Raw genomic sequence first — 12,958 nt, forward strand, 5'->3', positions numbered from 1 at the left:
ACACTATCAGCGGCCGAACACCGTGCGGTCCAGGAAGGCGTTGCGGAATTTTCCGGCCGGATCCAGCCGGCCGGCCAGCGCGGTGAAGTCGGCAAAGCGGGGATACAGCGGGGCGATGGCGGCGGCGTCGCCATCGAACAGTTTGCCCCAGTGGGGGCGGGCACCGAACGGGGCCAGCTCCGCTTCAAGAAGGGGCAGGATTGCCGTGATCGCGGGCTCGTCCTGACGCCAGGTGAAGTGCAGGCCGATCCCGTCTCGGCCGTGGTTGGGGCTGAGCCACAGCTGGTCGGCTGCGATCGTGCGGATTTCCCCGACCAGGAGCAGGGGAGTGACGATGCCCGAGAGGTTCCGCATCGCGCGGAGGGCGTCGGCGGCGTGCTCCCGCGGGATCAGGTACTCGCTTTGGAGCTCGTCGCCCTGGCTGGGGGTGAATTCCATCCGGAAGTGCGCGAGCCTGTCGGACCACGGCCCGGGTACGCCGAGTTGCTGCGTGCAGTTGCTGCCGGACACGCCGGGCAGCGGGTGCCGGGCCTGCGTGGCCGGCGTGCCGGCGAAGAATTCCTGCAATCCGGCGGGCAACGCCGTGTGGTCCGTGCGGTTCTTGAGCCAGGCCTGGCCCACCGTGGGCCCGCTCCAGTCGGTGAACAGGCTCACGCTGTAGGCCGCTGACGTCACGTCGTCGAAGCTCTCCAGGACTTGTTCCCAGTCAAGGCCCTCAAAGACACTCTGGGCAATCTCGAAGCTCGGTTCGATATCCAGGGTCAGGCGGCTGACGATGCCCAGTGCGCCCAGGCCCACCACCATGCCGTCAAAGTCCGGGTCGCCGCGCCGGGCCGTGACGACTGTGCCGTCGGCGGTGACCAGCTCAAGCTCCGCAACGGCGGTGGCGAGATTGCCGTTGCCGTCCCCGGAGCCATGCGTGGCGGTGGCGACGGCGCCCGCCACCGAGATGTGCGGCAGCGAGGCGAGGTTGTGAAGGGCAAAGCCTTGGCGATGGAGCTCCGCCGCGAGCGTCCCGTAGCGCGTGCCGCCGCTGACGGTGACGGTCATGTTCTGCGGATCGACGCTGATGCCGGCGTCGAGCCGGTCCAGCACCACCAGTGTCCCGGCCGTGTCCGCAATGTCGTTGAAGGAATGGCGGGACCCCAGCGCGCGGACCTTCCCGGTGCCGGCCACCAGATCCTGCAGTTCCGCCATGCTCGCCGGATGGGCGATCCGCGGTGCCTGGTAGCCGTAGTTCCCCGCCCAGTTGCGTTCGGTCACCATCTGATCAATCACGGTTGAATCCTTCACTCGGGGGCCTCGCTGCCCTGGTTCCTGTCTCGCCTGGCACTTATTTGCTGTTTTTCACAACATAACAGCCCCACGGGTAATCCGCCAGAGTGCGGCACAAGTACGGCGGCCATGCTTCGGTCAAGTGGTTGACATCACTAAAATCCATAATATGTTTGTCTCTAGAACAATTTCGTTTGAACCACCCCTTCTCAGTAACCGCACACACCTCTGGAGCATTCAATGGCGATTCAGCCCACCCGTGAAGACAAGTTTTCCTTCGGCCTCTGGACGGTCGGCTGGGAGGCCCAGGACCAGTTCGGCTCCGCCACCCGCCCGCCGCTGGACACGGTCGAAGCCGTCAACAGGCTCAGCGACCTCGGCGCCTACGGCATCACCTTCCACGACAACGACCTCTTTCCCTTCGGCTGCTCGGCCGCTGACCGCCAGCGCGAAATCGACCGGCTGACCGGCACGCTGAAGGCCACCGGGATGATCGTCCCGATGGTCACCACCAACCTCTTCAGCCACCCCGTCTTCAAGGACGGCGGGTTCACGAGCAACGACCGCGGCGTCCGGCGCTTCGCCCTGCGCAAGGTCCTGGACAACATTGACCTCGCTGCTGAGCTCGGTGCCGAAACCTTCGTCATGTGGGGCGGCCGCGAAGGCAGTGAATACGACGCCGCCAAGGACATCCGCGGCGCACTGGAACGCTACCGCGAAGCCGTGAACCTGCTCGGCGACTACGTCACGGACAAGGGCTACAACATCCGCTTCGCCATCGAACCCAAGCCGAATGAACCCCGCGGCGACATCCTCCTGCCCACGCTGGGCCACGCCCTGGCCTTTATCGAAACGCTCGAGCGCCCCGAACTCGTGGGCATCAACCCCGAAACCGGGCACGAGCAGATGGCCGGCCTGAACTTCACCCACGGCATCGCCCAGGCGCTCTACCAGGGCAAGCTCTTCCACATCGACCTCAACGGCCAGCGCAGCATCAAGTTCGACCAGGACCTGGTGTTCGGCCACGGCGACTTGCAGAACGCGTTCTCCCTGGTGGACCTGCTCGAAAACGGCGGCCCCGACGGCGGCCCCGCCTACGACGGCCCGCGCCACTTCGACTACAAGCCCAGCCGCACCGAGGACATCGACGGCGTGTGGGACTCCGCCGCCGCCAACATGCAGACTTACCTGCTGCTCAAGGAACGCGCCAAGGCCTTCCGCGCCGACCCCGAGGTCCAGGCCGCTCTGCAGGCCTCCCGCGTTGCCGAGATCAACGAACCCACGCTCAACCCGGGCGAAGGCTACGAGCAGCTCCGCGCGGACCGCGCTTCCTACGAGGACTTCGACGCCGACGCCTACTTCGGCGGCAAGGGCTTCGGCTTCGTCAAGCTGCAGCAGCTCTTCATCGAGCACCTGCTCGGCGCCCGCTAATACCGTGACGGCTGCTCCCATGACCCTTGTTGCCGGCGTCGACTCCTCCACCCAGAGCTGCAAGGTGGTGGTCCTGGACGCGGAAACCGGAAAGCTGGTCCGCGAGGGCCGGGCCGGCCACCCGGACGGAACGGAGGTCCACCCGGACCACTGGTGGCAGGCTTTGTCCGAAGCGTTCGACGACGCCGGCGGGCTGGCGGACGTCAGCGCGCTGTCGGTGGGGGGCCAGCAGCACGGCATGGTGCTGCTGGATCACGCCGGCAATGTGGTGCGGCCGGCGTTGCTGTGGAATGACACCCGTTCCGCCGCCGCCGCGGCCGCACTCACCGACGAAGTGGGGGCGGACGACTTTGCCCGCAGGACCGGCCTGGTCCCGGTGGCCTCCTTCACCATCACGAAGATCCGCTGGGTCCGGGACCACGAACCGGACCTGGCGGATCGGGTGGCGGCCGTTGCGCTGCCTCATGACTGGCTGACCTGGCGGCTCCGCGGCTACGGCCCGGCAGCATCCAGCCCGCTGGGCCCGGACCTGGACCAGCTCACGACGGACCGCTCGGATGCCAGCGGAACGGGCTATTGGAGCCCCTCTGCCGGCGACTACGATCTCGAGCTGTTCAAGCTGGCCTTCGGCCGGGATGCCGGGGAAGCTACCGGGAATGCCGGGCCGGGGGACTCCGGGACCGTGATTCTGCCCCGCGTTCTGGGTCCCGGCGAGGCTGCCGGGGAGATCCACCCCGGCTGCTTCGGATCCCCGGCTGAGCTGCCCGGCGCTGCTGGATCCGGCACATTAGCGTCCGGGCCCCGGATCCTGTTGGGTGCCGGTGCCGGGGACAACGCGGCCGCCGCACTGGGCCTGGGTGCCAAAGCCGGGGACGTGGTGGTGTCCGTGGGCACCAGCGGCACGGTGTTCTCCGTGGCGTCGCAGGCCGTTGCCGACCCCAGCGGCACGGTGGCAGGCTTCGCGGACGCCAGCGGCGAATACCTGCCCATCGCCGTCACACTGAATGCCGCGCGGGTGCTCAGCTCCGTGGCCGGCATCCTGGGTGTGGACTTCGATGAATTGTCGCGCCTTGCCCTTGAGGCCGAGCCCGGCGCTGGCGGCGTGGTGCTGGTGCCGTACTTCGAAGGCGAGCGCACGCCCAACCTGCCGCACGCCAAGGCCAGCTTCCATGGGCTCAGCATTGCCTCCAGCACCCGGAGCAACTTTGCCCGGGCCGCATTCGAAGGCATGCTCTGCGGGCTGTCCGGCGGCCTGGATTCCCTCCGCGCCCAGGGCAGCCCGGCAACCCGCCTGCTCCTGATCGGCGGTGCCGTGCAAAACCCCGCGGTGCAGGCTATCGCGGCCCAGGTCTTCGACCTGCCGGTGGTGGTCCCGAGCCCGGGGGAGTACGTGGCCCGGGGGGCGGCCGTGCAGGCAGCCTGGGCGCACGGCAACAACCGCCCGGCATGGCCCGTCGCGGTGGACGCTGCTCCGGCCCCGGACTTCCACCCGGAAATCCATCAGAACTACCTGAGGGCGAGCCGCCATATTGACCCCGGCGGCTGAGCCGCCGCGGCGGCTACGGCCGCGGCGCGTCCGGCGTCGGGATCCCGGCGGCGGGAGGGGCCGTCGACTCCCGGACCACCAAGTGGGTGGCGAGTTCGACCCGTCGCGAGTCGAGCTCCTCGTTGTTGGCCAGCCGCAGGACGGCGCGCAGTGCGGCGCGGCCCATCTCCTGCAGGGGCTGCGTCACGGTAGTCAGGGCGGGGATGGACTGCTCCGCCTGGTACGTGCCGTCGAAGCCCACCACGCTCAAGTCTTCGGGGATCCGCAGCCCGTGCCGCCGGGCTTCGGCCAGGACGCCGAGGCCAATGCTGTCACTCCCCGCGAAGATGGCGGTCGGGGGCTCTGGGAGGGCCATGAGCGCCTTGAGCGAGCGGATTCCGTGTTCGGGGCGGAATTTGTCCAGCATGACGTAATCGGGCCGGACCTGCACTCCTGCGGCCATGAGTGCCGCCATGTAGCCGTGCAGGCGGGCCTGGTTGCATTCCGCCGATTCCGGTCCGCCAACATAGGCGATCCGCCGGTGGCCGAGGCCGAGCAGGTGCTCCGTGGCTTCCTTGCCGCCCGCCCAGTTGGTGGCCCCCACGCTGACAACCTCCGACGGCGGTGGGTTCAGCGGATCGATCACCACCACCGGGATGTGCCGCCGGCGGAAGGCGCTCAGCTGGGCCGTACTGAAGCCGGACGTCACCACAATCAAACCGAGCCGGCCGTCATCCAGGATGCGCTGGGCCCGCCGCTCCGGGCTGAGCGTCATGGCGGCTGGGTGTCCGGTCACATCGATCAGTACCTGGACGTCCACCGAGGCGGCCTGCTCCAGTACTCCGTTGAGGACCTCGACGGAGTACGCGGAGTACAGCGAGTCGAAAACCACTTCCACGATCCCGGTCCGGCCCTCGGCATGTTTGCGCTGATGCGTGGACTGGTAGCCCAGCTGCTCAAGTGCCGCCAGAACCTTGGTGCGCGTGCTCTCTGCAACGTCCTCCCGCCCGTTGATGACCTTGGAGACCGTGGGGGAGGAGACGCCGGCCTCCCGGGCGACGGCGGCAAGCGTTGGTCTGCCGGAACCCTGGACTATTGACACGATGACTCCTGTACTTTCGAAATATTTCGACAGAAAGAAGTCTCGCCTTGTTTGTCTGGTGCGTCAAGCCTATCTGGTGCAGATGAACCAAGGTTTCCGAATCCGCCCTTGACTGTGATTGCAGTCACCATTAGTTTAGTTTCACAAGTCGCAGACTTTTACGAAACTTTTCGAAATTTAGCTTTACCCCATCAGCAGCGGCAGTGCAGCCTTCTTCGCGGAGGGTTGGGCTGCCGCCACTCACACCCGGGCCATCAGCGCAGACCCCGGAAGACGAATGGAATCCCAGATGAAAAATCGTACGTTTCGCAGTGCCGCGATGGCCGTCTCCGCCGCCGCAATCTCGATCAGTCTGGCCGCCTGCGGCTCCAGCGGCCCGGCAGGCACTGCCGCCGGAGCGGACTCGGCCACCATGTGGGGGCTGACAGGCGGCAACCAGCCAGTGCTGCAGAAGTCCGTCACGGACTGGAACTCCGCCCACCCGGATTCGTCCATCAAACTGGATTTCTTCGCGAACGACGCCTACAAGACAAAGGTGCGCACCGCCGTCGGCGCCGGTCAGGGCCCGACCTTCATCTACGGCTGGGGCGGCGGCGTGCTGAAATCCTACGTGGATGCCGGGCAGGTGGATGATCTCTCCGGGTTCCTCAAGGACAACCCCGACGTTCAGGACCGCTACCTTCCGGCGGTTCTCAAGAACGGCGTCATCGACGGCAAAACCTACGCCCTGCCGAACAACAACGTGCAGCCTGTGGTGCTGTACTTCAACAAGGACGTCTTCGCCAAGGTGGGTGCCGAGGCTCCCAAGACCTGGGACGAGCTCATGGCGCTGGTGCCGAAGTTCAAGGCCGCGGGTATTGCCCCGTTTTCGCTCGGCGGCCAGTCCCGATGGCCGGACCTGATGTGGCTCGAGTACCTCGTGGAACGCATCGGCGGCCCGGAGGTCTTCGCCAACATCGCTGCCAACAAGCCCAACGCGTGGTCCGACCCCGCGGTCACCGAGGCACTGACCAAAATCCAGCAGCTCGTCGACGCCGGCGGCTTCGTCAACGGGTTCTCATCCATCGCGGCGGACAGCAACGCCGACCAAGCACTGCTGTACACCGGCAAGTCGGCCATGATCCTGCAAGGCGGCTGGATCTACCAGAGCATGAAGAAGGACGCCGCCGACTTCGTCAAGAGCGGCAAGCTCGGCTACACCACTTTCCCGGCGGTCTCCGGCGGCAAGGGAGATCCGGCCAATGTCGTGGGCAACCCCTCGAACTTCTGGTCCGTCTCCTCGAAGGCCACCGACGGCCAGAAGAAAGCCGCCCTTGAGTACGTGAAGAGCGGGATGTTCTCGGACAGCAACATCCAGGGCCTCATCGACTCCGGAGCCGTGCCGGTGGTCAAGGGCATCGAAAGCAAGCTCGCCGCGTCCCCGGACAAGGACTTCCTGACCTACGTGTATGGCATGGCCAAGAACGCTCCGAGTTTCACCCTCTCCTGGGACCAGGCACTCAGCCCGGCCCAGGGGGACGCCATGCTGGCCAACCTCGACCAGATCTTCCTTAAGAAGATCACCCCGGAGCAGTTCACCGCCACGATGAACGCGACGATCGGAAAGTAATCCAGTGTCCACCACATCCGGTTCCTCCCGGCGGGCCCTCCAGCAGGGCCCGTCGGGGTGGCTGGCCGCACCGGCCCTTGCCTTCTTCCTGCTGTTCGCCATCATTCCGCTGATCGGCGTCCTGTTCCTGAGCTTCACCTCTTGGGACGGCCTGGGCGAGATCAAGCTGGACGGTCTGTCCAGCTGGACCACCGTCCTGACCGACCCCGTCACCGGGAACGCACTGCTGGTGACGGCGAAGATCATGTTCTTCTCGTTCATCGTCCAGGCGCCAATCAGTCTTCTGCTGGGCGTCTTCACCGCCGGGGGCCAGAAGTACCGCGCCGCCCTGGCCGTCCTCTACTTCGTGCCGCTGCTGCTGTCCTCGGCCGCGGTGGCCATCGCGTTCAAAGCCCTCCTGGACCCCAACTTCGGGCTGGGCGCCGGTCTCGGCCTGCCGTTCCTGGCCCAGGACTGGCTCGGCAACTCGGACCTGGTGCTGTTCGTCGTGGTCTTCGTGATCGCCTGGCAGTTTGTCCCGTTCCACACGCTCATCTACCAGGGCGGCGTGCGCCAGATCCCCGGGTCGCTGTACGAGGCCGCGCAAATCGACGGTGCCGGACGGATGCAGCAGTTCTTCAACATCACCCTGCCCCAGCTGAAGTACACCATCATCACGTCCTCCACGCTCATGGTGGTCGGGTCGCTTGCGTACTTTGACCTCGTCTTCGTCCTCACCGGCGGCGGCCCCGGCTACGCCACACGGCTGCTCCCGCTGCACATGTACCTCACCGGGTTCAAAGCCAATGACATGGGCGCTGCGAGTGCCCTCGGGGTCATCCTCGTGGTGATCGGCGTGGCACTCGCCCTGCTGCTGCAAAGACTGGGCGGAAAGAACCGCAATGCAAGCCAATTGGAAGGTGCCTGATGGCGTCCCTGACCCAGATTCCCGTCCCGTCCCCAACACCCGTCCGCCCCGCCGCCAGCCCCCGTCCGCGGACCAAGGCATCCGGACGGTCCCGCCCGAACGTCCTTGGCGGCCTCGGCGGCTGGCTCTGGCTGGCCATCATCATCGTCCCCGTTTACTACGTGGTGGTGACGAGCCTGAAGAACCAGGCAGGCTTCTTCACGTCCAACCCGATGATGCCGCCCGCCGAACCCACCCTGGACAACTACAAGCTGGTCCTGGAGAACGACTTCGCCAGATACTTTGCCAACAGTCTCATCGTCACAGTGGGCAGCGTCGTGCCGGCCCTCCTGGTCTCGTTCATGGCTGCGTACGCGATCGTCCGCGGCAAAAGCAGGTTCCTGGGCTGGACAAATAACCTCTTCCTGCTGGGCCTGGCCATCCCGTTGCACGCCACGATCATCCCCATCTACTGGATGATCACCCGTGCCCATCTGTACGACACCCTGCTGGCCCTGATCCTGCCGTCGGTCGCCTTCGCCATCCCGATCTCAGTGCTGATCCTGTCCAACTTCATGCGGGACGTCCCCAACGAGCTCTTCGAATCCATGCGGCTGGACGGCTGCTCGGACTGGGCCATGATGTGGCGCCTGGCGCTGCCGATGACCCGGCCCGCCGTGGTGACGGTCGGCATCTACAACGCGCTCGGGGTGTGGAACGGCTTCCTGTTCCCGCTGATCCTGACGCAGAGCCCGGACACCCGGGTGCTGCCGCTGTCGCTGTGGACGTTCCAGGGCGAGTTCAGCGTCAACATCCCGGCCGTGCTGGCCGCCGTCGTCCTCGCCACGCTGCCGCTGCTGGTGGTCTACGTCATGGCCCGGCGCCAGCTGCTCAGCGGCCTCACCGCGGGCTTCAGCAAATAGAGAGGACTTGTTGTGACTGAACTGAAACCCCTGCGTGTGGGGATGGTGGGCTACGCGTTCATGGGGGCCGCGCATTCCCAGGCCTGGCGGAGCGCGCCGCGGTTCTTCGACCTGCCCCTGCGCCCCGAACTGACCGCGATCGCGGGCCGGAACGGCTCCGGGGTGCGTGCCGCCGCGGACAAGATGGGTTGGGCGTCCGCCGAGACGGACTGGCGGGCGCTGATCGAACGGGACGACATCGACCTGATCGACATCTGCACCCCGGGCAACACCCATGCCGAGATCGCGATCGCCGCGCTCGAAGCCGGCAAGCATGTCCTGTGCGAGAAGCCGCTGGCGAACTCCGTCGCGGAAGCCGAACGGATGGCCAAGGCGGCCGACGCCGCGGCCGCCCGGGGCGTGTACTCGATGTGCGGCTTCAGCTACCGCCGCACCCCGGCCCTGGCCCTGGCCCGGCGGATGGTGCAGGAGGGCCGGCTGGGCCGGATCCGGCACGTCCGGGCGCAGTACCTGCAGGACTGGCTCTCCGACGCCGATGCTCCCCTGACCTGGCGGCTGGACAAGGCCAAGTCCGGCTCCGGCTCCCTCGGGGACATCGGAGCCCACAGCATCGACACCGCCCAGTGGATCACCGGACAAAGCATCACCGGGGTCTCGGCCCTGCTGCAGACCTTTGTCACCGAACGCCCCGTCGCCGGGGACCTCGTGGGCCTGGGCGGGCACGGCGCCACCGGTGCCGACACCGTCCGCGGGCCCGTGACCGTCGACGACGCCGCCATCTTCACCGCCCGCTTCGCCGGCGACGGCGACGGCACCGCCTCCAACAACGGAACCGGAACCGGGCCGATCGGCGTGTTCGAAGCCACCCGGTTCGCCCTCGGCCGGAAAAACGCGATGCGCATCGAACTCAACGGCACCCTGGGTTCCCTGGCCTTCGACTTCGAGGACATGAACGCCCTGACCTTCTACGACGCCGCCGACGGCCCGGACGCGGGCTTCCGCAAGATCCTCGTCACCGAACCCGAACACCCCTACACCGGGAACTGGTGGCCCACCGGCCACGGCCTGGGCTACGAACACCTCTTCACCCACCAGGTGGTCGACCTCATCCACGCCATCGCCGGCAACCGGCCCCCCGCACCGTCCTTCGCCGACGCCCTCCAAGTCCAAAAAGTCCTCGCCGCCGTCGAAGCCAGCGCCGGCGCCAACAGCCACTGGCACAACGTCTGAGCGGAAAGACCATGACACGACCCATCACTCTCTTCACCGGCCAGTGGGCCGACCTGCCCTTCGAAGAAGTGGCGCGGCTCGCTGGCGAGTGGGGCTTCGACGGCCTGGAGATCGCCTGCTGGGGCGACCACCTGGACCCGCAGCGCATCGTCGAGGACGACGCCTACCTCCAGAACCGGCTCGACATCCTGGACAAGCACCGCCTCACAGTCCATGCGATCGCCAACCACCTCACCGGTCAGGCCGTCTGCGACGACCCGATCGATGAACGCCACGAGGGCATTCTTCCCGCCCCGGTGTGGGGCGACGGCGACCCTGAAGGGGTCCGCACCCGCGCCGCCGAGGCCATGAAGACCACGGCTCGAGCGGCCGCCAGGCTTGGCGTGAAGACCGTCACCGGCTTCACCGGGTCCTCGATCTGGAAATGCGTCGCCATGTTCCCGCCGGCGTCGGCGGCCATGATTGAACGCGGGTACCAGGACTTCGCCGACCGCTGGAATCCAATCCTCGACGTCTTCGACGAGGAAGGGGTCCGCTTCGCCCTTGAGGTCCACCCGTCCGAAATCGCCTACGACTACTGGACCGCCAGGCGCACCCTCGAGGCCATCGGGCACCGGGAGAACTTCGGCCTGAATTTCGACCCCTCGCACTTCCTGTGGCAGGACCTGGACCCCGTGATGTTCCTTCAGGACTTCGCCGAGAAGATCTTCCACGTTCACGTCAAGGAATCTGTCCGGCAGCTCAACGGCCGCAACGGCCGGCTCGGTTCCCATCTTCCGTGGGCCGACCCGCGCCGCGGATGGGATTTCGTCACCGCCGGTCATGGCGACGTCAATTGGGAACCGATATTCCGGACCCTCAACGCCATCGGCTATCAGGGGCCCACCAGCATCGAGTGGGAGGACGCCGGCATGGACCGCCTGGTCGGTGCGCCGCAGGCCCTCGCACTGGTCAAGGATCTCGCCACGATCACACCGCCCGCGGCCGCGTTCGATGCGGCCTTCGCCGCCCGCTGAGCCGGCCACGACACACCAACAACAGAGGAACCCCATGACAAACGACCACAAAACCGCTCTCGTGGTGCGCGGCGGCTGGGACGGGCACCAGCCCGTTGCCGCGACGGAGGAATTCATCCCGTACCTGAAAGCTAACGGCTACGAGGTCCGGGTGGAGGAATCGCCCAAGATCTATGCCGACGCCGACTACATGGCCGGCGTCGACCTCATCCTGCAGTGCGTGACCATGTCCACCATCGAAAAGGACGAGTTCGAGGGCCTGCGTGCCGCCGTCGAAAACGGCACGGGTCTGGCCGGCTGGCACGGCGGCATCGCGGATTCCTACCGTGACACCTCGGACTACCTGCACCTGATCGGCGGCCAGTTTGCCTGCCACCCGGGCAAGCACCCGGATGAGCGGACCGGCGGCCAGCCCGACAACTACGTCCCGTATACGGTCAATATGCTCCCGGCGGCCGCGGACCATCCGATCACGGCAGGCGTCGGCGACTTCGACCTCGTCACCGAACAGTACTGGGTCCTCGCCGATGACTACATCGACGTCCTGGCCACCACCACCCAGAAAGTCCGGGAATGGGACCCGTGGCACCGGGAAGTCACGTCGCCGGCCATCTGGACGCGGCAATGGGGACAGGGCAGGATCTTCGTCTGCACCCCGGGACACCGCGTCGAAATCCTCCAGGACAGTAACGTCCGCACCATCATCGAAAGGGGCCTGCTGTGGGCAAGCCGTTAGACCCAAACCAGTCAATTGACCCAGACCAGTCAATTGACACAGACCAGCCAATAAACGTTGGAATCATCGGCTGCGGAGCCATCATCGCCCAGTATCTGGCGAACTTCCGCCGACTTGAGGACATCAATCTCGTCGCCGTCGCGGACCTGGACCCCGCGCGGGCGCAGGCCGTGGCCGACTCGTACGACGGCGTCCGGGCGCTCAGCGTCGATGCGCTCCTGGCGGACGACGACGTCGAACTTGTCCTGAACCTGACCATCCCCGCCGCCCACGCCGAGGTCGCCCTGCGCGCGATTGCCGCCGGCAAGTCCGTCTACGGTGAGAAGCCGCTCGCGGCAACGACGGCGGAGGCCCGGCAAGTGCTGGACGCCGCGCGGACAGCCGGCGTCGTGGTCGGCTGCGCCCCTGACACCGTGCTCGGCACCGGGATCCAGACCGCCCGGAAGGCGATCGACGACGGGCTCATCGGCAAGCCCATCTCCGCGACGGCCACCATGGTCACCCCCGGCCACGAGCGCTGGCACCCGAACCCGGACTTCTACTACCAGCCCGGCGGCGGACCGCTCCTGGACATGGGACCGTACTACGTCTCAGCCCTCGTGACTTTGCTGGGGCCGGTGGTCTCGGTGATCGGCGCAGCCAGCCACACCCGCGACGAGCGGACCATCGGCTCGGGCCCGCGCGAGGGCCAGACGGTGCCGGTAGCGATCGACACCCACGTCACCGGCGTCCTGGTCCACGCCTCGGGGGCCCTGTCCACACTGGTGATGAGCTTCGACGCCGTGAAGACCAAGAGCCCCAACATTGAGGTCCACGGCGAGCGCGGTTCCCTGGTGGTTCCGGATCCCAACCACTTCGACGGCGACGTGCAGCTCTTCGCCCTCGGTGCGGACCACTGGGAGACCCTGCCCGTCTCCGCCGGCTACACGGACTCGGGGCGGGGCTTCGGCATCGCAGACCTCATCCGCACCCCGGCCGGCCGGGAGCCCCGGGCGGGAGGTGCCTTGGCCTTCCACGCCCTGGAGGTGATGGAGTCCGTCCTGGCGTCCGCGCACACGGGTGCACCGGTCCGGATCGGCAGCACGGTCGCGCGCCCCGCACCGGTCGAGCTCGCCACCCTCGCCGCGACAGCCCTGGCGGCCGCCCCCTAGAGCCCGCCCAGCCGCTCTCTCCCCGCCGTGCCCGGCCGAAGTCGCCGGAAGCCTGCCCGTTCGCCGGAAAGTTC

General features: G+C 67.0%; 11 protein-coding genes. 9 read left to right on the top strand and 2 right to left on the bottom strand.

What is annotated here, in order from left to right; all coding sequences use genetic code 11:
• Positions 1 to 6: 6 nt before the first annotated feature.
• The gene (locus ACVWYS_RS01895; RefSeq protein WP_456510270.1) at positions 7 to 1,266 is read right to left on the bottom strand and encodes an FAD-binding protein; all 1,260 of its coding nucleotides are present in this window, start codon (positions 1,264 to 1,266) and stop codon (positions 7 to 9) included.
• A 249-nt stretch (positions 1,267 to 1,515) separates the two neighbouring features.
• Between ACVWYS_RS01895 and xylA the strand changes: the two genes are divergently transcribed.
• Together xylA and ACVWYS_RS01905 are read left to right on the top strand one after the other, a co-directional pair.
• A complete protein-coding gene (gene xylA, locus ACVWYS_RS01900) occupies positions 1,516 to 2,706 on the top strand; it encodes a xylose isomerase (protein ID WP_456509275.1) in 1,191 nt (396 codons plus the stop codon).
• Between the two features lie 19 nt (positions 2,707 to 2,725).
• Positions 2,726 to 4,252: a xylulokinase gene (locus tag ACVWYS_RS01905; protein ID WP_456509276.1), complete on the top strand. Its 1,527-nt coding sequence runs from the start codon at positions 2,726 to 2,728 to the stop codon at positions 4,250 to 4,252.
• 13 nt (positions 4,253 to 4,265) lie between these two features.
• On the opposite strand, the gene ACVWYS_RS01910 is transcribed toward ACVWYS_RS01905, so the two are convergent.
• Positions 4,266 to 5,336, bottom strand: coding sequence for a LacI family DNA-binding transcriptional regulator (locus tag ACVWYS_RS01910; RefSeq protein ID WP_425547212.1), 1,071 nt, complete (start codon positions 5,334 to 5,336; stop codon positions 4,266 to 4,268).
• A gap of 286 nt (positions 5,337 to 5,622) precedes the next feature.
• On the opposite strand from ACVWYS_RS01910, the gene ACVWYS_RS01915 reads away from it, so the two are divergent.
• The 7 genes from ACVWYS_RS01915 to ACVWYS_RS01945 are packed head-to-tail and all read left to right on the top strand — an operon-like array spanning position 5,623 to position 12,884.
• Positions 5,623 to 6,942: an extracellular solute-binding protein gene (locus ACVWYS_RS01915; RefSeq protein WP_344366765.1), complete on the top strand. Its 1,320-nt coding sequence runs from the start codon at positions 5,623 to 5,625 to the stop codon at positions 6,940 to 6,942.
• Between the two features lie 4 nt (positions 6,943 to 6,946).
• A complete protein-coding gene (locus ACVWYS_RS01920) occupies positions 6,947 to 7,849 on the top strand; it encodes a carbohydrate ABC transporter permease (protein ID WP_456509277.1) in 903 nt (300 codons plus the stop codon).
• Positions 7,849 to 8,751, top strand: a complete 903-nt coding sequence (locus tag ACVWYS_RS01925) for a carbohydrate ABC transporter permease (RefSeq protein ID WP_344366760.1) — start codon at positions 7,849 to 7,851, stop codon at positions 8,749 to 8,751. Before ACVWYS_RS01920 ends, ACVWYS_RS01925 begins: the two co-directional genes overlap by 1 nt.
• Before the next feature lie 12 nt (positions 8,752 to 8,763).
• The gene (locus tag ACVWYS_RS01930) at positions 8,764 to 9,981 is read left to right on the top strand and encodes a Gfo/Idh/MocA family protein (RefSeq protein ID WP_456509278.1); all 1,218 of its coding nucleotides are present in this window, start codon (positions 8,764 to 8,766) and stop codon (positions 9,979 to 9,981) included.
• A gap of 11 nt (positions 9,982 to 9,992) precedes the next feature.
• Positions 9,993 to 10,997 (top strand): sugar phosphate isomerase/epimerase family protein, encoded by a 1,005-nt coding sequence (locus tag ACVWYS_RS01935; protein WP_456509279.1) that lies wholly within the window; start codon positions 9,993 to 9,995, stop codon positions 10,995 to 10,997.
• Positions 10,998 to 11,031: 34 nt separating this feature from the next.
• On the top strand, positions 11,032 to 11,733 hold the full coding sequence (locus ACVWYS_RS01940) for a ThuA domain-containing protein (RefSeq protein ID WP_091253076.1): 702 nt from the start codon (positions 11,032 to 11,034) through the stop codon (positions 11,731 to 11,733).
• A 32-nt stretch (positions 11,734 to 11,765) separates the two neighbouring features.
• Positions 11,766 to 12,884: a Gfo/Idh/MocA family protein gene (locus ACVWYS_RS01945; RefSeq protein ID WP_456510271.1), complete on the top strand. Its 1,119-nt coding sequence runs from the start codon at positions 11,766 to 11,768 to the stop codon at positions 12,882 to 12,884.
• Positions 12,885 to 12,958 lie beyond the last annotated feature (74 nt).

The organism is Arthrobacter sp. TE12231 (assembly GCF_054062895.1).